This is a genomic window from Actinoplanes sp. NPDC051388, from assembly GCF_055586225.1.
Genome location: NZ_JBVJIP010000008.1, coordinates 181,661 through 205,295, shown reverse-complemented (window position 1 = coordinate 205,295; position 23,635 = coordinate 181,661). Strand labels below are relative to the sequence as shown.

Here is a 23,635-nt window from a genome sequence, read left to right as displayed (position 1 = left end):
GCGCCTACCAGTCCACATCGGGGGAGTCCGCCGGGTCGTTCCCGGCCGCCGGCCCGATGCCGTAGACGCCCAGCAGCAGTTCCGTGTTCGGCGTCAGGCCCGGCAGGTCGTCGAGCGGGAACCAGCGGGCCTCCAGCACCTCGCCGCCGTCGACCGTGAAAACGGTGGCGGCCGGCGCCGTACCGAAGAAGACCGTGTCGATCCACCCGGCCGGATGGATGATCGCGTTGGGGTTTCCCGGGCGCAGCGCGGCCGGGTCCAGACGCAGGCCGGACTCCTCGAAAAGCTCGCGGGCCGCTCCGACCGCCGGCGCCTCGTGGTGTTTCAGCAGGCCGGCGGGCAGACCCCAGCCGCGGCCCGGAGGCTGACGCAGCAGCAGGATGCGCCCGGGTGGTTCGGCGTCCGCGTCGGTGATCACGTTGACCGCGCCGACCAGGTATTTCGGGACGATGAGCCGCACGATCCGGCGGCGCATGTGGCCGGGCAGCCGGTAGAACGTCTGGTAGGCGTATCCGCGCAGCCGCCGGGGGATCTTCACGATCGCCAGGTTATCGGGCCGGTGCCTGCCACTCAGTCCGGGTGGTCGACCAGGGTGATCAGCTGTTCGACGACGACGTCCGGGTCGAGTGTGCGCTCGAAGACGGCGACCAGCATGGTCTCCAGGTCGGGGTAACCCAGGTCGTCGGCCAGCCGGCGCAGCGGCACCTCGCTGGCCAGCCCGCGGTCGTGCTTGCGCAGGGTCAGCCCGATCGTCGCCCGGCCGAGGCGCATCTTGTCCGCGATGCTGATGCCGGGCTCGTTGTCCTCGGCGAAGTACCTGTTGATCTGCATCTGGGCCTGGCTCGACTTCACGAACCGCAGCCAGTCCTTGCTCGGCCCGCGCGGCGCGTTCGGCTCCACCGCGACGTGGCCCTCGTTTTCGGTGAAGATCTCCACGACGTCACCGTCGCGGAGCTGCGAGCTGAGCGGTGCGAGACGTCCGTTGATGGTCGCGGCGAGACACTGCTCACCCTTTTCCAGACTCAACTCGTACGCCGCGTCGACCGGCGTCGATCCGGCCGGCAACTCGACGGTGCTGCCGTGCGCGAACACCTGGATCTGCCCCTCGGACAGGTCGCACCGCAGCGAGGACAGGAACTGGGCGGCGTCCACCGTGTCCTGCTCCCAGTCGAGCACCCGCTTGAGCCAGGTCAGCTGGTCGGTGCCCGGCGCCGAGTCGCCGATCGCGGACTTCGGGTATCGGTATGGCGCGGCCACGCCGTATTCCGCGCAGCGGTGCATCGACTGCGTGCGGATCAGCACCTCGACGAGCCTGCCGCCCGGGCCGGTGACCGTGGTGTGCAGCGAGCGGTAGAGGTTGTTCTTCGGCGAGGCGATGAAGTCCTTGAACCGGCCGGCCACCGGGCGCCACTCGCCGTGGATGGCGCCGAGCGCGGCATAACAGTCCGTGTCCGGCCCGTCGACCACGACGGCGATGCGCGGCAGGTCCAATGGAACAGCGTGGCCACCGGCCACGCTGTCCTTCCAGATCGAGTAGTAGTGCCGCGGCCGCCAGTGCACGTCGGCGCTGACCCGATGGCTGCGCAGCGCGCCGCGGGCTTTGTCGATCACGTCGTGCAGGTATTCGTCCCAGCCCGAGCGGTTGCGCACGTGCTCGTCGATGCGGGCGAACGCGTCCGGCTCCAGGTGGTAGAGCACCACGTCGTCGAGGTCGCGTTTGAGGGCCTGGATGCCGAGCCGGTCGCAGAGCGGGACGAGCACGTCGAGCGTGGCGGTGGCGATGCGGGCCCGGGAGGCGGGGGAACGGGCGTCCAGCGTGCGCATGTTGTGCAGCCGGTCGGCCAGCTTGATCACCAGCACCCGGACGTCCTTGCCGGCCGCGATGATCATCTTGCGGATCGTTTCGGCCTCGGCGACCTTGCCGTAGAACGCCTTGTCGAACTTGGTCACGCCGTCGACCAGGTGGGCCACCTCGGGGCCGAAGTCGCCGTGCAGCGCCTCGAGCGTGTAGCTGGTGTCCTCCACCGTGTCGTGCAGCAGCGCGGCGACCAGGGTGGTGGTGTCCATGCCCAGCTCGGCGCAGATCTGCGCGACGGCGAGCGGATGCGTGATGTAGGGATCCCCGCTCTTGCGTTTCTGCCCCCGGTGCATGTTGTCCGCGATGTTGAAACTGCGGCGCAGCACGTTGGCGTCGGCCGACGGGTGGATCGCGCGATGCGTGCGGGTGAGCTTGACGATCGGGTCGTCGTCGTTGCCCTGGAAACTCAGGAAGGAGCGCAGGCGCTGGGAGAGCGTTATCTCGCGGGGTGCCGAACTGTGGGCGCGCCCGAGTGCGGCGCCGTGGCCGGCGTCGACGTCCACTCGGACACCTCCTCCACGCTCGTCCGCTTTGTCCACGGGGCTGGCACGGGGAGGAACCGGAAAACTCACCGGTAACCCCGCGTTGCCCTACAGCCTAAGCGAGCGAGCGTCGTCCGAACGGTCAGTTACCGATGAGCGAACGGACGAGTCTCGCCCCGCAGCAGCGGCCTCAGCCCTGGTGAGAAGGCTAGTGAACCGCGCGGCGCCACGAGCCGGTGACACCCAGTCGCCGGAAGTCTCCACCAATCGGGTGTCGGGTTTTTCCAGCCAGGCGAGAATCCGCTCGGTCTCCTCCGCGGAGGCGGCCGGAACCGGTCCCGGTCCGGGCCGGACAGTCTCCGCCGTGGCGCGAGCCAGATCGAGCGTCGGACGTGGATGCACACGCGGCGGCGAGGTGGCCGCGGCGGCCAGCCGGCCGTGCCGGACCACCACGATCTCCCACCCGCCGATCTGATCGCGCCGGGCGGCGACCAGCTCGGACAGCCGGGTCAGCGCGCCCAGCCGCTGCATGCGCATGGTGGCCCGGAGCAGCGCGATCAGCCGGGACCGGACGACCGCCGCCTCCTCGTAACGCTGCCGGGAGGACAGCAGCTCGATGCGGGCCATCAGGGCGTCCACAATCGGCCGCGGGTCGCCGAAGGTCGCCGTGCGGAACGGCAGGGCGGCGCGGGCCGCATATTCCTCCGGGGTGATCTCGTGCTCGCAGGGCGCCGGGCACCGGCCCAGCTCGGCCAGTGCGCAGGCCGGCGTCTTGGTCCTGGTCGACAGCTTGTGGGTGCACTGACGCAGGGGGACCGCGTCATAGACCCCGGCGGCGGCGAGCTCGGCGGTGCGCCGCGAGGAGAACGGCCCCAGATAGGCCGCGGCGTCGTCGGCCAGTGCCCGCACGACCGACAAACGGGGATACGCCTCGTCGGTCAGTTTGAGCCAGACCACCCTTTCCGGATATTTCGACCTGCGGTTATATGGCGGGGAGTGCGCCGCGATCAGCCGCAGCTCGCGGACCTCCGCCTCCAGCGGGTGCGCGCACTCCACCGCCTGCACCCGCACCGCCGCGGCCACCATCTCGGAGATCCGGGCCCGTTTCTCACTGGCCGTGAAGTAGGTCTTCACCCGGGTCGCGATGTCCTTCGACGTGCCCACATAGAGGGCGCGGTCATCGGCCGCGCGAAACACATAGACCCCCGGCACGTGCGGCAGGCCGTCGGCGAGATGGCGCTGGCGGCGCTGGGCCGGGGTGACCGCCTTGGCGAACTCCACGGCGTCGCCCAGCGTGTGCACCCGGAAGCTGCCCAGCCGCTCGATCAGCCCGTGCAGCACGTCGACGGTGGCCCGCGCGTCGTCCAGCGCCCGGTGGGTCGGCTCGACCGCGGCGTGGAAGAACCGGGCCAGCGTGGCCAGCTTGCGGTTGGGCACCTCGTCCTTGGTCAGCGCGCGGCGGGCGACCGCGGCCGTGTCGAGCACCCGCAACTGCGGCCACGGATAACCGTGCCGGGCGCAGGCCGCTTTCAGGAAGCCGACGTCATAGGGCGCGTTGTGCGCCACCAGCACCGACCCGCGCAGGAACTCGAGCAGGCTGGGCAGCACCACCTCGATCGGCGGCGCCGGCGCGAGCATCGCCTCGGTGATGCCGGTCAGCACGGTGATGAACGGCGGCAGCCGCTCACCCGGATTGACCAGCGTCGCGAACACCCCCTGCTCCTCGCCCGAGCGGACCTTGACCGCGCCGATCTCGGTGATGCCGCCGCCGTCCGGCGCGCCGCCCGTGGTTTCCAGGTCGAGCACCACGAACGTGGTGTCACGCAGCGAGAGCGCCGCGGGATCGACCGAGCCGTCTGCGGTCAGAAGGGTGTCCAGAGTGCCCTGCACGAATCGTCCTGCGCCCTGGACATAAGCGGGTTGTGCTTCCACGCCGGGGAGATTAGGACGGGGGTACGACAATTCCCGGAACCGGGCCGGAAAAGATCACCTTCGGAGTTCGGCGGTTACCGCCCGCACGGTGGGACAATGAATTCATGTCCGCTGCCGAGCCGATCGACGACCGCCCCATGGAGGAGGCGGCCGCCGACGGTGGCCACGTGGACGCCGAGCCCACCCTGCCCGAACCCGTGCGGCAGCGGGTCACCACGCTCACCGCCGCGGCGCTGCCGGGGCTGCCGATGGACGAGGTACCCGTACCGCTTCGTAAGGTTGCCCGTTTCGCACCCCATCGCCGGGCACGCCTCGGCGGGGCCGCGCTCGCCGCCCAGCTCGCGTCCGACCCGCTGTTCCGGCAGCGGATCGGCACCCGGGTGCTGGCCGACACCGGTGACCTGGGCGCCGCGATCTCCTCCGGCATGGCGCCGGCCGCCGCCGATCCCGTCGAGGTCGCCGCGATCGCCTATCTGGCCCGGCCGGACGGCTGGCGGGCGCTGGTCGCGGACGCCGGCGATGCGGTGCGCGCCGACGTGGACAGCGCCGCGATGGTCCACCAGGTGCGCGACGCCGAGCAGCGCGCCGCCCGCGCCGAGCACGACCGCGCGGTGGCCCGGGTGGAGGCCGACAAGCTCCGCGACGAGTTGTCCCGGGTGCGGGAAGAGCTGGGTCAGTTGCGCGAGGAGTCGCGCACCACGTCCAAGGCGCTGCGCGAGGCGCTGGCCGCGCAGAAACGGGCGAGCGAGCTGCTGGCCGTCGAGAAGGGCCGGGCCGCCAAGGCGACCACCGATCACGAGGCCGAGGTGCGCCGCATGCGCACCCGGCTGGCCGACGCGGAGGCGATGGCGGCCACCGGCAAGCAGGCCGCCAAGGAGGCCCGCGCGGCCGACGACGCCCGCCTCTGGCTGCTGCTCGAGACGATCGGGCAGGCCGCCTCCGGGCTGCGCCGCGAGCTCGCCCTGGGCCCGTCCGACAAGCTGCCCGCTGATTACGTGGCCGACCAGTCCGCCGAGCGGCCGGGCGCGCCCGAGCGGTCCCGCGCCCGCGCCCAGGACACCGACGACCCGGCCCGCCTCGACCAGCTGCTCGCCCTGCCCCGGGCGCATCTGATCGTGGACGGTTACAACGTGACCAAGCGCGGCTTCGCCGAGATGTCGCTGGAGCAGCAGCGCAAGCGCCTGATCACCGGCCTGGGCGGGCTCGCCGCGCAGACCGGTGACGAGGTGACCGTGGTCTTCGACGGCGCCGAGCGGGTGCACGGGCTGCCGCCGGCGCCGCGCAACGTGCGGGTGCTGTTCTCCCGCAAGGGCGACACCGCCGACGAGCTGATCCGTCAGCTGGTGCGCGGCGAGCCGGCCGGGCGGCCGCTCGTCGTGGTGTCCTCCGACCGCGAGGTGGCCGACGGCGTGCGTCGCCACGGTGCGTATCCGATGGGCGCCGACTCGCTTCTGCGCAGGCTGAGCCGCACCTGACGCTTTTTGTCGTACCCCCTCCGTAGCGTGATGAGCAGTGATGGTCCCCGTCGCTGCCCCTGGTTTCACATTCACTCGCGCGGCGAGTGCCAGGGGCGAATGTGGAACTTGGGGTGGAGGAACGATGATCATCGACTGCGGGCGCTGTGCCACTCAGGCCGACGAGTGCCACGGTTGCCTGGTCAAAGCCCTGTCCGAGACGCCCGACGGCATCACCGACCTGACCCCCGGCGAGATGCGCGCGATCGAGGTCTTCGAGCTGGCCGGCTTCGACGTGGAGCTGCTCGAGACGCCCGCGCCGCCGGTGGCCGTCCCGTTCCGCCGTAACGTCGCGTGATCCCTAGGGTCTGCTTTAGGAGGGATGGCCAGACGACACCTGGACCTCGCCTCACTCCGACCCCTCCTAAAGCAGACCCTAGGATGCTCGCGTGACGCCACGAGTCTGGGCCCTGTGCACATTGGGCGTGCTGGCGATCGTGCTGGTGGTGACCGCCGCGGTGCTGATTCCCTGGCACCGGCCGCCGGCGCCGCGCGCCGACCAGCTGGCCGCGCTCGGCCAGCTGCCGGCCGACAAGGTGACCCGGGCCCGCGAGTTCCACTCCGACCTGCGGCCGGGGTCCTACGGCTCGATGATCATCGGGCTGATCGTGGCGCTGGTGCTCGGGCTCACCCCGCTCGGCGCCAAGCTGGTGGCGCTGGCCGGACGGCCCTTCGGCGACCACTGGATCGCCCAGGCGCTGCTCGGCGGCTTGCTGCTGGTGCTCGTCGCCCAGGTGGTGACGCTGCCGTTCGCGGCCTGGCGGCACACCGTCGTGGTGCGTTATGGCATCTCCACCCAGACCTGGGGTCCGTGGATCGTCGACCTGCTCAAGTCGTGGGCGGTCGGCGCGGTGATCGGTGGCCTGGCGCTGCTCGGATTCTATTTCGTCGTCCGGCTGGCCCCGCGCTGGTGGTGGGCCTGGGGCGCGGCCGGCGCGGCGCTGCTCGTGGTGCTGCTGTCGTTCGTGCTCCCGGTGGTGGTCGAGCCGATCTTCAACAGGTTCACCCCGATGGCCGCCGGGCCGCTGCGCACCGAGCTGCTCCAGCTCGCCGAGCGCGACGGCGTGCCGGTCCGCGACGTGCTGGTCGCCGACGCGTCCCGCCGCACCCGCGCGGTCAACGCCTATGTGTCCGGCTTCGGGCCGACCCGGCGGATCGTCGTCTACGACACCATGCTGACCGAGGCGACCCCGGCCGAGGTGGTCTCGGTGACCGCGCACGAGCTCGGCCACGCCAAGGCGAACGACGTGCTGACCGGCACGGTGATCGGCGCCCTGGGCACCGCGGCCGGGGTGGTCGCGCTCTATCTGCTGGGCTTCTGGGGGTGGCTGCTGCGATCGGCCGGGGTCGAGTCGATCGCCGAGCCGCGGGCGCTCGGCCTGCTGATCGCCGTCGCCACGGTGGCCGGGCTGGTGGCGACGCCGGCGCAGGCGTTCGTGACCCGGCAGGTGGAGGCGCGGGCCGACGCGCACGCGCTCGAGCTGACCGACGACGCGGCCACCTTCGAGTCGATGCAGCGCCGGCTGGGCACGGTCAACCTGTCCGATCCCGATCCGCCGGCCTGGGAGCACCTGCTGTTCGCCAGCCACCCGTCCACGGTGGAGCGGATGGCCGCCGCGCGGGCGTTCGCCCGCGGGGAGCGCTGATGGGCCGCACCCTGCTGATCACCAACGACTTCCCGCCGCGGCCGGGTGGCATCCAGCAGTTCGTGCACAACCTGGCGGTGCGGCAGCCGGCCGGCTCGGTGGTGGTCTATGCCTCCACCTGGCGCGGCGCCGAGAAGTTCGACGCCGAGCAGCCGTTCGAGGTGATCCGGGAGAGCACCGGCGTGCTGCTGCCGACGCCCTCGGTGGCCCGCCGGGCGGCCGAGATCGCCCGCACCCGCGAGTGCGACACGGTCTGGTTCGGGGCCGCCGCGCCGCTCGGCCTGCTCGCCGCCGGCCTGCGCCGCGATGCCGGCATCCGGCGCGCGGTGGCGCTCACCCACGGCCACGAGATCGGCTGGGCCAAGCTGCCCGGCGCCCGGCAGGCCCTGCGCGGCATCGGCCGCGGCAACGACGTGGTGACCTACCTGACGGACTACCAGCGCGTGCGGCTCGACCGCGCGCTGCACGGGCTCACCGACCTGCAGCGGCTGGCGCCGGGCGTCGATGTGGACACGTTCCACCCCGGCGCGGACGGCAGCGGGGTGCGGGCGAAATTCGGGCTCGGCGACCGCCCGGTCGTGGTGTGCGTCTCCCGGCTGGTGCCGCGCAAGGGGCAGGACATGCTGATCAAGGCGCTGCCCGCGATCCGCCGCCGGGTGCCGGGCGCGGCGTTGCTGCTGGGCAGCGGCGGTCCCTATCGGTCCAAGCTCGAGCGGCTGACCCGCGACCTCGGCGTCGAAAAGGACGTCGTGTTCACCGGCTCGGTGCCCTGGTCCGGGCTCCCGGAGCTCTATGCGGCCGGCGATGTCTATGCGATGCCGTGCCGCACCCGGGCCGCCGGGCTCGACGTCGAGGGCCTCGGCATCGTCTATCTGGAGGCGTCGGCGACCGGGCTGCCGGTGGTGGCCGGCGACTCCGGCGGCGCGCCCGACGCGGTGCTCGAGGGCGAGACGGGATATGTGGTCGGTGGGCGGGACGTGCCGGCCATCGCCGGGCGCGTGGCCGACCTGCTGGCCGACCCGGACCGAGCGGCGGCGATGGGCGCGGCCGGGCGCGCGTGGGTCGAGCGTGAGTGGCGGTGGGAGCAGCAGGCCGAGCGGATGGCATCACTGCTGCAGGTGAATGAATAGACACACAGCGTTGCGCTGACGTATCAAGTCGACATGGCGCAAAACCGGTCCACCCAGGACGATCTTGTCGATGACGACGACGAGCTTGCCCTGCCGTACTGGTTGACCAGCACCGCCGAGGCGGCCGACACCGGGTTCCCGGCGATGGCCCGGCGGCTGCCCGCGTTGCTGCGCGCGTCCTGGTCGCTGGCCTGGGAGGCCGGCCGGCGCACCACGATCGCGGTGCTGGTGCTGCAGCTCGCCTCGGGCGTGGTCAGCGCGGTCGGGCTGATCAGCGTGGTCGGGGTCTTCGACGGGCTGCTCCGCGAGGGCGCCACCCCCGAGCGGGTGCGGGCGGCCGCGCCGTCGCTGATCCTGCTGGTCGGGGCGCTGGCGCTGCGCGGGCTGCTCACCTCGGCCGCGACCTCCGCCAACGGCCGCCTCACCCCACGGGTCGCCGAGGTCGCCGAGATGCGACTGCTCCGGCTGACCACCGAGGTGGAACTGTCCACGTTCGACGACCCGGAGTGGCGCGACGCCATGGAACGCGCCCGGGACAAGGGGATCTTCGCCGCCCAGCAGCTCGTCAACCTGGGCATCGAGCTGCTCACCAACCTGGTCGGGCTGATCGCCGCCATCGGCGTGCTGGCCTCGCTGCACCCGGCGCTGCTGCCGTTCCTGGTGCTCGCCGTCGTGCCGGTCTGCTGGGCCACCGCCCGCGGCGCTCAGCTGCGGCGCCGCAACCTGATCCGGCTGATCGCCATGTGGCGGCGGCAGCGGATGCTGGCCGAGCTGCTCGCCGCCCGAGAACCCGCGCCCGAGCTGCGCGCGTTCACCCTGCGCGGGTTTCTGCTGGCGGAGACCGGGCGGCTGCTGTCCATCGCGACCCGGCGCGAGGTCAAACTGTCCGACACGGTGGTGCGGACGACACTCGCGGCCACCGCGGTGGGCGGGTTCATCACCGGGCTCACCTATGCGGTGCTGCTCTGGCTTCTCTGGGCCGGCCGGATCGAGCTGGCGGCGGGCGGCGCGGCGGCGTACGCGATCAATGTCGGCATCGGGAAGCTCTCAGATCTCGCCTACTCCGCCAACCGGGTGTTTGAACAGGGTCTTTATTTCGCCGATTTCGAGAGCTTCTGCGAGCTGTCGCGCGCCCACGCCGAACCTGCGCCGGGTGTGGTGGCGCCGACCGGCTTCGCCGAGATCCGCCTGGAAGGCGTCACCTTCAGCTATCCGGACGCGGAGCGGCCGGCGGTCCAGGACGTCACGATGACGGTACGCCGCGGCGAGATCATCGCCCTCGTCGGCGAGAACGGGTCCGGCAAGAGCACGCTGGCGGCCGTGATCGCGGGGCTGTACAAACCGCAGCGTGGCGCGGTGCGGTGGGACGGCGCGGACGTGACCGGTTTCGACCCGGAGTCGGTCCGCGAACGCGTCGCCGTGGTGATGCAGGAGCCGACCCGATGGCCGCTGTCCGCCCAGCTCAACATCACCATCGGCCGGCACGACCGAGCGGTCGACGTGGACACCGTGCAGGACGCGGCCCGGGCCGGCGACGCGCACGACTTCGTGATGGAGCTGACCCGGCAGTACGACACGCTGCTGTCGCGGCACTTCACCGGGGGAGCGGACCTGTCCGGCGGGCAGTGGCAGCGGCTGGCGGTGAGCCGGGCGTTCTATCGGGACGCGCCGTTGCTGATCTGCGACGAGCCGACGGCGAACCTGGACGCCCGCGCCGAGCACGCGATCTACCTGCGGCTGCGCGAACTGGCCGCCGGGCGCACGGTCATCCTGATCACGCACCGGATGGCGAGCGTCCGGGAGGCGGACCAGATCTATGTGCTCGACCACGGGTCGGTGGTCGAGGAGGGCGATCACGCTGCGCTGATGGCCGTCGGCGGGACGTATGCGCAGCTGTTCACCTTGCAGGCGAGCGCCTACCAGACGGCTTGACCGGCGTCACATGGCCGCGGGCGCGGGGTGCGTGCCAGAGTGGGCGACATGACCGTCGGCCTGCTCGTCGTCGCCGTGGTGCTGCTGGCCGGCACCGGCTTCGGCCTGTGGCGCCGCCACACGGACGGCCGCCTGACCGACGCCAAGCCGAGACGGGCCCAAGCCGCGGCCGCGCCGTCTGCCGCGGCCGCGCCGTCTGCCGCGACCGCGCCGTCTGCCACTGGGTCGCCTACCGCCACTGGGTCGCCTACCGCCACTGGGTCGCCGGCCGCGACCGCGGCTCTCGCCACGGCCTCTGGGGCGCCTGCCGCCGCGGCCGCGGCGCAGACTTCGGCCGTGACCCCGAAGCAGGGCCTCGGGGAGGTGGCTCGGCCGTCTGTGACGCAGACGCCGGGTTCCGCGACGCGGTCGATGTCGTCCGCACCTGCGGCGGCGGAGCCGGAGCCGTTCTTGGCGACCACGAATGCCGCGCCGCCGATCGAGCCCGCGTTGCTGACGGCGCTCGGCGTCGGCGCCGCGTCCGCGACGTTGTTGCAGTTCTCGTCCGCTTTCTGCGCGCCGTGCCGGGCCGTCCGGCGGGTCTCCGCCGAGGTCGCCGCGATGGTGCCCGGTGTTCGACACGTCGAGGTCGACGCCGAGAGCCACCTCGAGGCGGTCCGCGCTCTCGACATCTGGCGCACCCCGACATTGCTGGTGCTCGATGCCGAAGGGCGGGAGATCAAGCGTGCCACCGGGGTGCCCGGTAAGGCCCAGCTGATCGCCGTGCTCGGGCAGGTCATCAAACCCTGAATCTGCACGTCAGCGATGGTGATGCCGCTCACGGTGGCGAGCCGGGCGCGAGGTGCGACAGTCAGGGGATGGAACTTGATCCGCGCGGCCAGCGATTCGCCGCGACCGTGACAAGTGTCGTGGTCATTGCGGTGCTCGCGACCGGTTGGGGCTGGCTGGCGCTCGCCCAGGCGGTGGTCTTCGCCGTCACCGCGGCCGACCCGCGGCGCGGTCCTTACGCCTTGATCTATCGCGCGCTCCTGCTGCCGCGGCTCGGCCCGCCGGCCGAGCGCGAGTCCGCCGCCCCGGTGCGCTTCGCCCAACTGGTCGGCTTCGTCTTCCTCACCCTCGCGGCGATCGGTTATCTGTCCGGCCTCACCGCCATGGGCCTCACTTTCGCGGCCTTCGGCCTGCTGGCCGCCTTCCTCAACGCCGCCTTCGGCCTGTGCCTGGGCTGCGAGGCCTACCTGGCGATGCGCCGTCTTTCCCACCCGGCGCGGTAAGCCACCCGCGCCAACCAGGCGCGACAAGGTCGCCCACGGCCCGGCGCAATGGAGACGCCCACGCATTTAGCCGGCGCGGCGAGGCGCGATAAAGCCGCGCGGCCGTCGCCCAGTCCACGCCCGGCCCCACGCGGGGAACGCTGCGACAATGCAGCGATGCTTCTGCGGGACGTTGAGCTCGGCGATGTCGATGCCTACATCCGGATGCGGTGTGATCCGGCGATGATGTCCGAGCTGGGTGGGCCGCTCCCACGCGAAGGCATCGCCGACAAGGTGCGCCGGGATGTGGAGCTCTCGCAGACCGGCACCGCCTGGCTCAAGATGATCGAGATCGACGGGCAGGTCGCCGGGTCGCTCGCGCTCTGGCGGCACGCCGACCACGGTCCGGAGATCGCTGAGATCGGGTGGATGGTGCTCGTCGAGTTCCAGGGCCGGGGAGTCGGCAAGCGGGCCGTCGCCACGCTGCTGGAGAGAGCCAAGGGCGACGAGCGCTGGGCGAGCGTGCACGCTTTCCCGGGGGTCACCAACGCGCCGTCGAACGGCATCTGCCGGAGCCTCGGCTTCCGGTTCGTCGCCGAGCAGGACTTCGTCTTCGGGGACCACCGGCTGCGCACCAATCATTGGGTCATCGACCCCGATCGAGATCTGCAGGTTCCCCCGACCGGGTGAAGCGCGCCGACCGGAACGGGGAGCCTCCCCGCCCCGGGCGGCTCACAGATCTTGACCGAAGATCCGTGCGCCCGGAAACGCCGCAAACGCCAGGATTGCCAGGAACCGCCCGAACCAGCAGGGGTCGTGAAAGCCGACCGCCCGGCGCTGGGCAGCGGCCGGGCGGGTCAGCGGGTGAAGCGGAAATGCACTCAGAACTTCGGGGCGTCGGGTGCCTCCAGGAGGCCCAGACGCAGAGCGGTCATCAGGGCCTGCGCGCGGTTCGCCGCGCCCAGCTTCTCGTACAGCTTGGAGATGTGGGTCTTGGCCGTGGACTCCGAGACGAAGAGCTGCTTCGCGATCCCGGCGACGCTCATGCCGTCGGCGAGCAGCCGCAGCACCTGACCCTCGCGGGGCGAGAGCTGCGGTCCGCTGGGGGCGAGCCGCCGCTTCATGGCCTCGGCCAGATCGGCCGCCGTGAATGCGCTCGGGGCCGAGGCGGCATGGCGTGCGGCCGCGACCACCTCGTCGGCGGGCGCCGTTTTCGGCACAAAAGCGCTGGCTCCGGCCTCGAGAGCACCGAACAGCTGATCGTCACCGGCATACATGGTCAGCACCACGATGCCCATATTGGCGTTGTTCTTGCGGAGCGCACGGGTGGCCTCGAGGCCGCTGCCATCGGGCAGCCGCAGATCCATGATCACGACGTCGGGCTGCAGCGCGCCGGCCTGGCGGACGGCCTCGGCGGCCGTGGCCGCCTCGCCGACTACCTCGAACTGCCGGTCGCGCTCGAATGCGTGTCGCAGCCCCTTACGGATCAAGTCATGATCGTCGACAAGGAGGACCTTGGTGCGCGTCGTCGGCGTCGGACTGGTCGACATGCTCGGGTTACTCCCCTTCTGGAGCGGAAACGCTATCCCGCACGCTATCGCGCCGGGACGCTGTGCCAAGCACCACGGCTACGGTTGTCCCGCTGGGGTGTCGTGGCGTGATCTTGAGTTTCCCGCGGATTCGTTCGGCCCGCTCGGCCATGATGGTGAGCCCGTAACGACCGTCGGGACGGTCGTCGGCGAAGCCCTTGCCGTCGTCGGCGACGGTGATTTCCGCGTACGGCGGGTCGATCGTGCACGTGACCCACAGGTTCGAGGCACCCGCGTGCTTGCGCGCATTGGTGATCGCCTCCTGGGCGATGCGCAGCAGTTCCGCCTCGGTCGCCGCGGGCAGCCGGGCGGTCGACTCGTCGAAGGTGAAGTGCACGCGCAGGCCGGCCGGCGTACCGATGGTCCTCGCATATTCCGCGATCGCCGCCGCCAGACCGCCGTTGCGATCCACCTCCGAGCGCAGCTCGAAGAGGCTCAGCCGCAGCTCGGTGATCACCCGGGTGACCTCGGCCCGCAGGGAGCGCAGCTCCTCGGCGGTCTCCTCGGCCCCCTCGGGCAGGGTCGCCTGGGCGTTGTCGATGCCGTAGCCGACCATCACCAGCTCCTGCGCGACCCCGTCGTGGATCTCGCGGGCGAGTCGCTGGCGCTCCTCGTTGGTGGCCAGCGAGCGCACGTCGTCGAAGAGCAGCGCGGCCTCCAGACGCAGCGCGGCCGGCCCGGTCACCTCGGTGACCTGCGCGACCACGGCTGAGGGATAAGCCTGCGCGGTGTCCGCTTCCAAGATCACCAAGCCGATCGTACGAACGCCCGCGACCAGTGGCACCACCAGCGACGACGAGGCCTCCCCGCCGCGATGCGAGCGCGCCTGCGAACGGCTGGCGGTCTGCGGCTGCTGGGTGGCCCAGGCGTCCGCGATCGCCGAATCCGCGTCGAGCGTGGTCTCCCAGTCGACCCGCTCGGCGCCGGTCTGGGCGAGCACCACCAGCCGGCCGCCGCCGCTCGCGGACAGCACCGCGGCCCGATGCCCCGGCGCGACCTGCCGCAACTCCTCCAGCAGGTGCTCGGAGATGCCGCCCGGGTCGAGCGTGGCGCCGGGCAGCGAGCGGGCCACACTGCGCAGCTGGGTGAGCAGGCGGGTGGCCTCGGCGTACGGCTGCGGGGTGGGCTGTGCGGGGGCCATGAACTGGCGCATGGTGTCGGCCAGGAACGTGACGATCGCGCCCAGCACCAGCCACTGGCCGCCGGCCGCGAGGAAGCCGGCCTGGGTGATCGGCGGCGGGTCGCCGAGCAGCGTGCCGCCCACGACCATGGCCACCGCGGCCACGCCGAGCAGGGCGGCGCCCTCGGTCGGCCGGCGGCGCAGGGCCGCGGCCAGCAACGGGACGGTCAGGTAGGGGAGGACCACTTCGGCGCCGAAGCCGGCGTACACGTTGCCGGTCTGATCGGCGGCCGCGGCGATCGAGCCGGCGGCGAGTCCGGTGATCGCGACCTCGGCGACCCGGCCGACCGGCGCCCAGATCCGATGGTCCGGCACCAGGAACGCCGGCAACGCCGCGACCAGGAGCAACGCGATCCAGCGGAGCTCGCCGACGGATTGGGTGGCGATCAGGGTGAGGGCGGCCACCAGGGCGAGCATGATGACGCGGGCGGCGACGGCGAGGGGCTGGACGCGCGCGGGCACGCTGCTGGAGGCTGGCACGTCACGGATGGTAGCCGCATGCTCGGTGGGCGGCGCATCGGCGAGTCGGCGGCGTCGGTCGCCCTCCTCGGCCGGAATGTCGGTGCCACCGGGTAGCCTCCGGAGCTATGGCGGACACCTCGACGCAGTCGATTCAGGTCTCGGCGCCCCTCGATCGGGTCGCCGCGGTGATCTGCGATTTCCCGAGCTATCCCGAGTGGGCCGACGCGATGAAACAGGTCGAGGTCCTCAGCGAATACGAGGACGGTTACGCGGCCGAGGTCCGCTTCGTGATCGACGCCGGCGTGCTGGCCGATGACTACACGTTGGAGTACTCGTATGCGGAGGATCTGTCCCGCATCGAGTGGCATCTGGTGGCGCCGTCCAAGACGCAGAAGTCGCAGAACGGCTCCTACGATCTGGCCGAGGACGGCAGCGGGGTGACCACGGTGACCTACACGCTGGCGGTCGAGCTCTCCGTCGGCATGCTCGGCATGTTCCGTCGCAAGGCCGAAAAGATGATCATGGACACGGCGTTGAAGCAGCTCAAGCGCCGCGTCGAAGCCCTGCCCAAGGCTTGACCGGCGAGGAGCGCGAGATGGCTGGAGACACCGGATCGGCGCGACAGGAGGCCGAGCGACTGGTCGCCACGGTCCTCGCGATGGCCGCCCAAAGCGGCGCGGACCCCAACCCCAAAGACGACGACGAAAACACCATTTCGGGTACGGCGGACAGGCTCGTCGAGGGCCTGAACACCGTCGGCGAAACTCTCGCCGGCCTCGTCGGGCACCTCACCGCCGCCGCGACGTCCCGGCCCGCCGAGCGGGGATCCGATTCCTCTTCCGCGGGCGGCGGCGATTCCTGGTCAGCCGCGACGGCCGACCGTGCCGCCGGTGAGTCGGCGCCCGGTGACTCTGGCGGCTCCGGTGACTCTGGCGGCTCTGGCGGCTCCGGCGGCTCTGGTGGGGCGTCGGCCGCGGATGGCGGATCTTCGGATGACGGATCTCCGGCCGGTGACGTGCGAGCGGATGGTGTCTGGGCGGCTGCCACGGCGACTCCTGCGACCGATGAGCCGGCGGACGGTGACGCGTCGGAAGCCGCGGCGTCGGCTGCTGGGGACGATGCCTGGGCGGCTGCGACGTCCGCGCCGGAGACCGGTTCGTCCACTGCGGGTTCGTCGGCTGGTGGCGGCTCGGGAGCGGGCGGGGCTTCGGCGTCTGCCGGGGGTGACCCCTGGGCGGCCGCGACGTCCGCCGGCTCGGAGGGCGCGTCCGCGGGCTCGGATCATGCGTCGGCTGGGCGTGGCGCGCCGGGTGCGGGCGGTGGGTCCGGGGCGGCCGGCGGAGCAGGGAAGTCCGGTGGCGGTGGATCGGGCGGAAATCCGTTCGAGAGTGCCTGGGCCTGGGCGACCGGTGGTGGCACCCAGCAGCAGCGCCAACCGGTCCGTTATGGCTGGTCGACCGGCAGCCTCGAGTGCTGTGTCTGCCCGGTTTGCCGCGCGATCAAGAACATGCGGAACCCGACGCCCGAGTCGGCCGAGCGGCTCGCGTCCGGCGCCGGCGATCTGGCCTCCGGGGTGGCGAGTCTGATGCGGGCCTTCTCGGCGATGTCCGGATCCCGGCCGGCCCGTCCCCGCAAGTCCGCACCGCCGCCTCCGCCGGACCCGGATACGGCCTGGGCGTCCGCCACGCACGCCGGTTCGCCGGTCGCCGACGACACCACCGCGACGCCGGACGAAGACGATTCCCCCTGGTCGGCCGCGACCCGCACGGCCGAGCGCGAGGCGGCCAGAGCTCGCAGCGAAGCCGCGGCGGCCCGAGCGCAAGAGCGTGCGGCCGCGCTGAAAGCAGAAGCCAAACGTCGCCGGGCCCAGCCCGAGCCCGAGCTTGAACCCGATCCCGCGGACCAGACTCCGGCCCGGCCGGGGGAGTCCCCGTGGGCGGCCGCGATCCGCACCGAGGCACGCCGGGAGGAAGCCCGAGCCGCCAGACTCCGCCAGGAGCCGGCCACTCCACTCCCCGACGGGGCGCAAGCCGCGTCGGGAGCGATCATGGCGGATGCGGTCGGCAGCGACGATGGTGCGAGCATCGCGGACGCAGCCGGTGCGCCGTCCGAAGACATGGATGGTGCCGGGGGTGGGGCCGGCGACCTGCTCAGCGGCAAGGGAGTGGGTGTTGCTTCTGGAGACGCTGGACCGCGTAACGAAGACGGCAGCGGGACCACGACGGACCTTGCGGGTGATGTCTGGGCCTCGGCCACCTCTGATCCGGGGGTTGCGAGCGCGTCCGGCGCGCCCGGCGTGGATCATGATGGGACCGGCCCGGACGACGGCGACGATCCCAAGGCCTGAAACCGGACCGACCTGGATCGGAGCCGGACCGGGCCGGGACCGAAGCTCAATGTCGGGGCCGCACCGCAACCCCGAATCGAAGCCGAGGCCGCACCGAAGCGCCGAGGTCGCACCAAAGCCGAGGTCGCACCAAACGCCGAGGCGGCACCGAAGCCGAGGTTGCATCGAGACGCCGAGGCCGCACCGAAGCGGGCGTGGGACAGCGCAGTGGCTTGGACTGGGAACAAGACGTGGAAAGAGGGATGGCTTGCTGACCATCGGAGTCGACGTCGGCGGCACCAAGGTGGCCGGTGGGGTGGTCGACGAGCACGGCAAGGTGCTGGCGTCCACGCGCAAGCCGACGCCCGCCGATGATCAGGCGGGGACACGGGACACGATCGTCGAGGTGGCATCCGAGCTCGCCCGCGATCATCCGGAGGCGACCGCGATCGGGATCGGCGCCGCGGCCTGGATCGACGCCGCCGGGTCGACCGTGTTGTTCGCGCCCAACCTGGCTTGGCGGGACGAGCCGCTGCGCGACTACGTGACCAAAGCGGTCGGACTGCCGACCGTGCTGGAGAACGACGCCAACGTCGCGGCCTGGGCGGAGTTCCGGTTCGGGGCGGCGCGCGACGCGGACGACTCGATGGTGATGATCACCGTGGGCACCGGGATCGGCGGCGGCATCGTGCTCAACGGCGCGCTCTGGCGTGGCGCCAACGGGATCGCCGGGGAGCTCGGCCACATCCAGTCGGTGCCGGACGGACACCCGTGCGGCTGCGGGCGGCTCGGCTGCCTCGAGCAATACGCGAGCGGCAACGCGCTGGTGCGGTTCGCCCGGGCCGGCGCCCGGCAGGAGCCGGACCGCGCCTCGCTGCTGCTGCAACTGGCCGGCGGCGACCCGCTGGCCATCACCGGCCGGCAGATCACCGAGGCCGCGCACCACGGCGACGGCGTGGCCCGCGACGCGTTCTCGCAGATCGGCTACTGGCTGGGCGTGGCGATGGCCGACCTGGCGCAGAGCTTCGACCCGCAGGTCCTGGTGGTCGGCGGCGGCGTGATCGACGCCGGCGACCTGCTGATGGGACCGACCGAGCGCGCCTACCGCGACCAGCTCGCGCAGCGCGGCCGCTTCCCGGTCGCCGAGCTGAAGGCCGCGGAGACCGGCAACACGGCCGGCGTGGTCGGCGCCGCGGACCTGGCCCGGCGGATCTGACATGGTTCCGCTGCGGGTGATGAGCTACAACGTGCACGGGCTCCGAGACGATCGGGCCGCGCTCACCGGCCTGATCCGGGACCACGAACCCGACCTCGTGCTGGTGCAGGAGGCGCCGCGGCGGTTCCGCTGGCGGCACAAGTGCGCGGCGCTCGCCGACGACGTCAACATGGTGGTCGGCGTGGGCGGGCTGCCGTCGCTGGGCAACCTGGTGCTGGTCAGTCTCCGGGTCAAGGTGCTCGAATCGTGGTGCCTGCGATACCCGCTGACGCCCGGGCGGCACATGCGCGGCGCCGCGTTCGCGCGGTGTGCGGTGCGCGGCGCGCGGTTCACGGTGTCCGGCTCGCACCTGGCCACCGACCCGGTCGAACGGCCCGGCCAGGCGGACCGGTGGAAGCAGGAGCTGAGCCGGGTCGAAGGGCCGCTGATCGCCGGCGGCGACCTCAACGAGGGTCCGGGTGGGGCCGGCTGGCGGACCGTCGCGGACGGCCTGCACACCGGCGACGGCACCCCGCCGACGTTCCCGGCCGGCGTGCCGCGGCACCTGCTGGACGTGCTGTTCGCGACGCCGGATGTCAAGATCGAGGACTACCGGGTGATCGACAGCGACCAGGCCCGGCTGGCGAGCGATCACCTGCCGATTGTGGCCGACTACCGGCTGCCTTCCGGATAACCTCCGACTCTGCAAGGATTCCCGCGTGTCAGACACTCCGGGAGTCGCCGATCGCCACGATGCCGTGTGCGTGATCGGGGCCGGCGCCAGCGGCCTCACGGCGGTGAAGAACCTGCGCGAGCACGGCTTCGCGGTGGACTGCTACGAGCGCGAGACGTCCGTCGGCGGCGGGTGGAACTGGCGGCACGACCGCAGCCCGGTCTCCTCGGGCACGCACCTGATCTCGTCGCGCCCGCTCACCGAGTTCCCGGACTTCCCGATGCCGGACGACTGGCCGGACTACCCGGCCCACGGGCAGGTGCTGTCCTATCTGGAGCGTTACGCGGCGCACTTCGGGCTGAGCGAGCACGTCTGGTTCGGCACCGAGGTGGTGTCCGTGGCGCCGGTCGGGGACGGGCGGTGGGACGTGACCACCCGCAGCACCGGCGGTGGTTCGGAGCGGACCCAGCGATACGCGGGCGTGGTGATCGCGAACGGGCACAACTGGGCGCCGCGGATGCCGGAGATCCCGGGGGAGTTCCGGGGGCGGTTTCTGCACGCGAGCGCGTACAAGAATCCGGCGGTGCTGCGCGGGCGCAAGGTGCTGGTGATCGGCGGCGGCAACACCGGCTGCGACATCGCGGTGGAGGCGGCGCAGCAGGCGTCGGAGGTGTGGCATTCCACCCGGCGCGGTTACTGGTACGCCCCGAAATACGTCTTCGGCCGCCCCGCCGACCAGGTCAACGCCCTGATGCTCAAGCTGCGCCTGCCGCTGTGGCTGCGCCAGTTCCTCTACCACCGCACGGTCCGGCTGACCTCCGGCGACCTGGCCCGGTTCGGCCTCCCGGCGCCCGACCACAAGCCCTATGAAAGCCACCCGGTCGTCAACAGCCAGCTGATCTACTACCTGGGCCACGGCCGGATCGCGTCGGTGCCCGACGTGGCCCGTTTCGACGGCGCCGCGGTGGAGCTGACCGACGGCTCGCGGGTCGAACCCGACCTGGTGATCGCGGCCACCGGTTACCGCCCGCGGTTCGAGTTCCTCGCCCCGGAACTGCTCGACCTCGACGAGGACGGCAAGCCCGATCTGCACCTGCACGCGTTCGCCCGGCGGCACCCGACGCTCGCGGTGATCGGGTTGCTGCAGCCGGACGGTGGCCTCTTCCCGCTCGCCCACTGGCAGAGCGTCGCGGTGGCCCGCTGGCTGCGGCTGCGCACCACCGACCCGGTGCGGGCCGCCGCGGTGCAGCAGACCGAGTCCAAGCGGCCGCTCGCGCAGTGGGCTCGCGCGCGGGTGGTGCCGACCGAGCGGCACTGGTTCGAGGTGGGCGGCACGGCCTATCTGTCCGTGCTCGACGACCTGATCAAGCGGTTGGAGCCGGCGTGAACCTGCTGCGCTTTGAGGACTGGACGTCGCCGGTGCCGGCGGTGCGTCGCGAGGTGCTGAGCGCCCAGCCGTCCGCCGCGGACGATCAGGGTCTGCCGCCGGTGCTGTTCGTGGCCGGGCCGGCGTTCGGGGCGTGGGCGTTCGCCGAGCACTGGCTGGGGCACACCGCGGGGCGGGGCTTCCCGGCGCACGCGCTCAGCGCACGCCGGGACGGGGATCTGCGGGCCTACGCGCACGACGTGGTGCAGACCGCCGCCCGGCTGCCGCGGCAGACCGTGCTGATCGGGCACGGCGTCGGCGCGATGATCGTGGCCCGCGCGCTCGGCCGCTACCCGGCTCGGGCGGCGGTGCTGGTCTGCCCGGTGCTCGACCGCTGGAGCACGATCGGCGCCGCGTTGCGGGTCAACCCGGCGGGGGCACTGCCCGCGGTCTTCGGCGGGCGCCTGCGGCTCTCCGGCCGGCAGCTCACCCAGGCGGAATACCTGCCCAAGGTGCGCCCGGCCAGGGTGCCGTCACCCGGGCCCGCGTCGCGCCCGGTGGGCGACCCGCCGGTGCTGGTGGTGGGCAGCCCCGACGACCGGGTGGTGCCGCGCGCCGCGCTCGACCGCGCGGCCGCCCGCTTCGGCGGCGCGCCACTGCTCTTCCCCGGCATGGGTCACGACCTGACGGTCGGCCCCGGCTGGGCCGAGCCCATCGACGCCATCCTGGACTGGCTGGGCAAGGAGCTGGCCGCGGCCTGAGCGGGCGGTGGCGGGATCAGCTCGGCGATCTGTCCACTGTGGTCCAGGGCGGTCAGGTACGCCCGCGCCCAGTTCACGATGTCGTGCCGCCGCAGGTGGTCCTGCATCGCCGTCATCCGCGCCGCCAGGTCGGCCGGCTGTGCGTCCATCGCCTCCAGCAGCGTCGACTTGAGACCGTCCACGTCGTGCGGGTTGACCAGGAACGCGGTCTCCAGCTCGGCGGCCGCCCCGGCGAACTCGCTGAGCACCAGCGCGCCCGCGCCGTCCGCCCGGGCCGCCACGAACTCCTTGGCCACCAGATTCATCCCGTCCCGCAGCGGGGTCACCACCATCACGTCCGCGGTCTGATAGAGCGCGGCCAGGTCGGCCCGGTCGAACGGCTGGTTCAGGTAGTGGATGGCCGGTTCGCCGACCCGGCCGTACTCGCCGTTGATCCGGCCGACCTCGCCCTCGATCCGGTCCCGCAGCCTGCGGTAGCTGTCCACCCGCTCGCGGCTGGGCACCGCCACCTGCACCATCACCGTGTCCCGCACCTTGACCCGGCCGTCGCGCAGCAATTCGCTGTACGCCGTCAGCCGGTGCTCGATCCCCTTGGTGTAGTCGAGCCGGTCGACGCTGAGCAGCACCCGTTTCGGCTGCCCGAGATCCGTGCGCAGCTGGCGGGCGTGGCTGACCACGTCGGGCCGGGCGGCCAGCGCGATCATCTCGGCGACGTCGATCGAGACCGGGAACGCGCCGGTCCGCACGACCCGGCCGTCGACCGCGATCTCGTCGTCGGTGGCGTCCGCCCCGAGCAGCTTGGTGGCCAGCTGGGCCACGTTGTGCGCCGCCTGCGGCCGCTGAAAGCCGACCAGGTCCGCGCCGAGCATGCCGCGCAGCAGCTCGAGCCGCCGCGGCAACTGCATGAAGAGCTCCGGCGGCGGGAACGGCACGTGCAGGAAGAAACCGATCAGCAGGTCGGGCCGCAGCTCGCGGAGGAGCGCCGGGACCAGCTGCAGGTGGTAGTCCTGCACCCAGACCGCCGCACCGGGTTCGGCGACCTCGGCGGCCGCCTCCGCGAAGCGCCGGTTCACCGCCTGATAGGTCTCCCACCAGCCACGGTCGAACACCGGCTGCTGCACCGCGTCGTGATAGAGCGGCCACAGTGTCGAGTTGGCGAAGCCCTCGTAGTAACCGCGCATCTCCGGCTCGGTGAGGGCCACCGGTCGCAGCCGCAGGCTGCCGATGTCCGGCAGCGCCGGTGCGTCACCCGAGCCGCCACCCCAGCCCACCCAGGTGGCCGGTGTGGACCGCAGGATCGCGTGCAGTGCACTGGCCAGACCGCCGGGGCTGCGCCTCCACTCACACGCGCCGTCCGGCGCCAGATTGTCGTCCAGGGGCAAACGGTTCGCTACTACGACCAGAGAGCTCTGACGCACCACGACAGGTTACGCCACAACTACTCAATGGCATCGCAGTGGTGACGTATCAGACGACCGCACCGTCGTCGAAGTCGTCATCGTCGTCTCCGGTGCGCATCCGCCACACCAGCGTCACGGCGCCCGCGACGATCGCGGTGAACCCGATCAGCGTCACCAGGTCGCGGTCCACCGGCAGCATCGTGGGCCGCAGGAACAACACGAAGCCGAGCACGATGCCCAGCACTCCGGCGATCGCGTATTTGCTGATCCGGGGGAGCGGCGGCGGAGGCGGCGGGATGTAACGATCCTCGTCGTCGTCCGGGGTGTCCGCGCCGAATGTGTCCAGACCGTCCAGAAGTGACGGCTCGGGCGGCTGCGGGTCGGTGCGACGGCGGTTGAGCGTGATGCCGGCGATGTCGGTGGCGTCGGGCAGCGGCGGCGGCTGCGGCTTGGGCGGTGCGGTCGCGTCCGAGGGCAGCGTGTGGAAGCCGGCGATGATCTTCGCCCACTCCGCGTCCACGTCGCTCTGGCTGACCTCCGGCCGGGCCGGCGGGCCGGGCGGGGTCGGCGGCCGGCCACCGGTCAGCTTGTTGAGCTGCTCGCGGGCCGCGTCGAGCTGGGTGCGGTCGACGAAGAGCCGATCGGTCGGACGAGCCGGGTACGTGGTCGTGCGCAGCACCGGATTGAGATCGGCGGACGGCTGCAGATATGCCGCGATGCCGCCCGCGGCCAGCACGTCGAGCAGGTGCTCACCGACGCGCGGATCGACGTCGCCGGCCGCCGCAAAGTCGGCCGCGTCGAGCCCGTTGTCCCGCCGCCCGCGACGGGCGCCACCCGTTGACACCCTGCACACTCCCTCGCCGACCCTGCCGGCAATGGTGACACGACATGACCCACTTGCGGGAGAGCGTTGTGGCGTGCCGCTCCCGCTCCGTACGC

21 protein-coding genes are annotated in these 23,635 nt (G+C 72.1%); 14 read left to right on the top strand and 7 right to left on the bottom strand.

What is annotated here, in order from left to right:
- Positions 1-4 precede the first annotated feature (4 nt).
- The 3 genes from ACZ6TI_RS21640 to ACZ6TI_RS21630 all read right to left on the bottom strand — a co-directional run bounded on the left by ACZ6TI_RS21640 (position 5) and on the right by ACZ6TI_RS21630 (position 4,230).
- The gene (locus ACZ6TI_RS21640; protein WP_465346887.1) at positions 5-538 is read right to left on the bottom strand and encodes an NUDIX hydrolase; all 534 of its coding nucleotides are present in this window, start codon (positions 536-538) and stop codon (positions 5-7) included.
- A gap of 32 nt (positions 539-570) precedes the next feature.
- Positions 571-2,361 carry a RelA/SpoT family protein gene (locus tag ACZ6TI_RS21635; RefSeq protein WP_465346886.1) on the bottom strand — a complete coding sequence of 597 codons (1,791 nt, stop codon included), beginning with the start codon at positions 2,359-2,361 and terminating at the stop codon, positions 571-573.
- Positions 2,362-2,448: 87 nt separating this feature from the next.
- Positions 2,449-4,230, bottom strand: coding sequence for a DEDD exonuclease domain-containing protein (locus ACZ6TI_RS21630; protein ID WP_465347129.1), 1,782 nt, complete (start codon positions 4,228-4,230; stop codon positions 2,449-2,451).
- A gap of 146 nt (positions 4,231-4,376) precedes the next feature.
- Here ACZ6TI_RS21630 and ACZ6TI_RS21625 point away from each other — a divergent pair, with 146 nt between their 5' ends.
- The 8 genes from ACZ6TI_RS21625 (at position 4,377) to ACZ6TI_RS21590 (ending at position 12,434) form a co-directional block, all read left to right on the top strand.
- Positions 4,377-5,747, top strand: coding sequence for an NYN domain-containing protein (locus ACZ6TI_RS21625; protein WP_465346885.1), 1,371 nt, complete (start codon positions 4,377-4,379; stop codon positions 5,745-5,747).
- A 124-nt stretch (positions 5,748-5,871) separates the two neighbouring features.
- Entirely contained in the window at positions 5,872-6,084 is a 213-nt protein-coding gene (locus ACZ6TI_RS21620) for a hypothetical protein (protein ID WP_465346884.1), read from the top strand.
- A gap of 91 nt (positions 6,085-6,175) precedes the next feature.
- A complete protein-coding gene (locus ACZ6TI_RS21615; RefSeq protein WP_465346883.1) occupies positions 6,176-7,432 on the top strand; it encodes a M48 family metallopeptidase in 1,257 nt (418 codons plus the stop codon).
- A complete protein-coding gene (locus ACZ6TI_RS21610; RefSeq protein ID WP_465346882.1) occupies positions 7,432-8,562 on the top strand; it encodes a glycosyltransferase family 4 protein in 1,131 nt (376 codons plus the stop codon). Before ACZ6TI_RS21615 ends, ACZ6TI_RS21610 begins: the two co-directional genes overlap by 1 nt.
- Positions 8,563-8,595: 33 nt before the next feature.
- Positions 8,596-10,494, top strand: coding sequence for an ABC transporter ATP-binding protein (locus ACZ6TI_RS21605; protein ID WP_465346881.1), 1,899 nt, complete (start codon positions 8,596-8,598; stop codon positions 10,492-10,494).
- Positions 10,495-10,542: 48 nt separating this feature from the next.
- Positions 10,543-11,283, top strand: coding sequence for a TlpA family protein disulfide reductase (locus ACZ6TI_RS21600; RefSeq protein WP_465346880.1), 741 nt, complete (start codon positions 10,543-10,545; stop codon positions 11,281-11,283).
- A gap of 68 nt (positions 11,284-11,351) precedes the next feature.
- The gene (locus ACZ6TI_RS21595; RefSeq protein WP_465346879.1) at positions 11,352-11,765 is read left to right on the top strand and encodes a DUF4395 domain-containing protein; all 414 of its coding nucleotides are present in this window, start codon (positions 11,352-11,354) and stop codon (positions 11,763-11,765) included.
- A gap of 156 nt (positions 11,766-11,921) precedes the next feature.
- The gene (locus tag ACZ6TI_RS21590) at positions 11,922-12,434 is read left to right on the top strand and encodes a GNAT family N-acetyltransferase (RefSeq protein WP_465346878.1); all 513 of its coding nucleotides are present in this window, start codon (positions 11,922-11,924) and stop codon (positions 12,432-12,434) included.
- Between the two features lie 191 nt (positions 12,435-12,625).
- On the opposite strand, the gene ACZ6TI_RS21585 is transcribed toward ACZ6TI_RS21590, so the two are convergent.
- Together ACZ6TI_RS21585 and ACZ6TI_RS21580 are read right to left on the bottom strand one after the other, a co-directional pair.
- Positions 12,626-13,294 (bottom strand): response regulator transcription factor, encoded by a 669-nt coding sequence (locus ACZ6TI_RS21585; protein ID WP_364301022.1) that lies wholly within the window; start codon positions 13,292-13,294, stop codon positions 12,626-12,628.
- Between the two features lie 7 nt (positions 13,295-13,301).
- Positions 13,302-14,993, bottom strand: coding sequence for a GAF domain-containing sensor histidine kinase (locus tag ACZ6TI_RS21580; protein WP_465346877.1), 1,692 nt, complete (start codon positions 14,991-14,993; stop codon positions 13,302-13,304).
- Positions 14,994-15,100: 107 nt separating this feature from the next.
- Here ACZ6TI_RS21580 and ACZ6TI_RS21575 point away from each other — a divergent pair, with 107 nt between their 5' ends.
- The 6 genes from ACZ6TI_RS21575 to ACZ6TI_RS21550 all read left to right on the top strand — a co-directional run bounded on the left by ACZ6TI_RS21575 (position 15,101) and on the right by ACZ6TI_RS21550 (position 21,296).
- Positions 15,101-15,553, top strand: a complete 453-nt coding sequence (locus tag ACZ6TI_RS21575) for an SRPBCC family protein (RefSeq protein WP_465346876.1) — start codon at positions 15,101-15,103, stop codon at positions 15,551-15,553.
- A complete protein-coding gene (locus ACZ6TI_RS21570; RefSeq protein ID WP_465347136.1) occupies positions 15,550-17,322 on the top strand; it encodes a hypothetical protein in 1,773 nt (590 codons plus the stop codon). The genes ACZ6TI_RS21575 and ACZ6TI_RS21570 overlap by 4 nt, the downstream gene beginning before the upstream one ends.
- Before the next feature lie 247 nt (positions 17,323-17,569).
- Complete coding sequence (locus ACZ6TI_RS21565; protein ID WP_465346875.1) at positions 17,570-18,517, top strand: ROK family glucokinase; 948 nt, start codon at positions 17,570-17,572, stop codon at positions 18,515-18,517.
- A 1-nt stretch (position 18,518) separates the two neighbouring features.
- Positions 18,519-19,190 (top strand): endonuclease/exonuclease/phosphatase family protein, encoded by a 672-nt coding sequence (locus ACZ6TI_RS21560; RefSeq protein ID WP_465346874.1) that lies wholly within the window; start codon positions 18,519-18,521, stop codon positions 19,188-19,190.
- Between the two features lie 25 nt (positions 19,191-19,215).
- Positions 19,216-20,556, top strand: coding sequence for a flavin-containing monooxygenase (locus tag ACZ6TI_RS21555; protein WP_465346873.1), 1,341 nt, complete (start codon positions 19,216-19,218; stop codon positions 20,554-20,556).
- Positions 20,553-21,296, top strand: coding sequence for an alpha/beta hydrolase (locus tag ACZ6TI_RS21550; protein ID WP_465346872.1), 744 nt, complete (start codon positions 20,553-20,555; stop codon positions 21,294-21,296). The genes ACZ6TI_RS21555 and ACZ6TI_RS21550 overlap by 4 nt, the downstream gene beginning before the upstream one ends.
- On the opposite strand, the gene ACZ6TI_RS21545 is transcribed toward ACZ6TI_RS21550, so the two are convergent.
- The gene (locus ACZ6TI_RS21545; protein ID WP_465346871.1) at positions 21,212-22,714 is read right to left on the bottom strand and encodes an alpha,alpha-trehalose-phosphate synthase (UDP-forming); all 1,503 of its coding nucleotides are present in this window, start codon (positions 22,712-22,714) and stop codon (positions 21,212-21,214) included. The genes ACZ6TI_RS21550 and ACZ6TI_RS21545 overlap by 85 nt on opposite strands.
- 49 nt (positions 22,715-22,763) lie before the next feature.
- Positions 22,764-23,540 carry a DUF308 domain-containing protein gene (locus ACZ6TI_RS21540; protein ID WP_465346870.1) on the bottom strand — a complete coding sequence of 259 codons (777 nt, stop codon included), beginning with the start codon at positions 23,538-23,540 and terminating at the stop codon, positions 22,764-22,766.
- Between the last annotated feature and the right edge of the window lie 95 nt (positions 23,541-23,635).

Bases quoted from the DNA above. Each gene is read 5' to 3' on its own strand.
- ACZ6TI_RS21625 (WP_465346885.1), top strand. From the start codon at position 4,377: ATGTCCGCTGCCGAGCCGATCGACGACCGCCCCATGGAGGAGGCGGCC.
- ACZ6TI_RS21620 (WP_465346884.1), top strand. From the start codon at position 5,872: ATGATCATCGACTGCGGGCGCTGTGCCACTCAGGCCGACGAGTGCCAC.
- ACZ6TI_RS21610 (WP_465346882.1), top strand. From the start codon at position 7,432: ATGGGCCGCACCCTGCTGATCACCAACGACTTCCCGCCGCGGCCGGGT.
- ACZ6TI_RS21605 (WP_465346881.1), top strand. From the start codon at position 8,596: ATGGCGCAAAACCGGTCCACCCAGGACGATCTTGTCGATGACGACGAC.
- ACZ6TI_RS21600 (WP_465346880.1), top strand. From the start codon at position 10,543: ATGACCGTCGGCCTGCTCGTCGTCGCCGTGGTGCTGCTGGCCGGCACC.
- ACZ6TI_RS21595 (WP_465346879.1), top strand. From the start codon at position 11,352: ATGGAACTTGATCCGCGCGGCCAGCGATTCGCCGCGACCGTGACAAGT.
- ACZ6TI_RS21590 (WP_465346878.1), top strand. From the start codon at position 11,922: ATGCTTCTGCGGGACGTTGAGCTCGGCGATGTCGATGCCTACATCCGG.
- ACZ6TI_RS21585 (WP_364301022.1), bottom strand. From the start codon at position 13,294: ATGTCGACCAGTCCGACGCCGACGACGCGCACCAAGGTCCTCCTTGTC.
- ACZ6TI_RS21575 (WP_465346876.1), top strand. From the start codon at position 15,101: ATGGCGGACACCTCGACGCAGTCGATTCAGGTCTCGGCGCCCCTCGAT.
- ACZ6TI_RS21560 (WP_465346874.1), top strand. From the start codon at position 18,519: ATGGTTCCGCTGCGGGTGATGAGCTACAACGTGCACGGGCTCCGAGAC.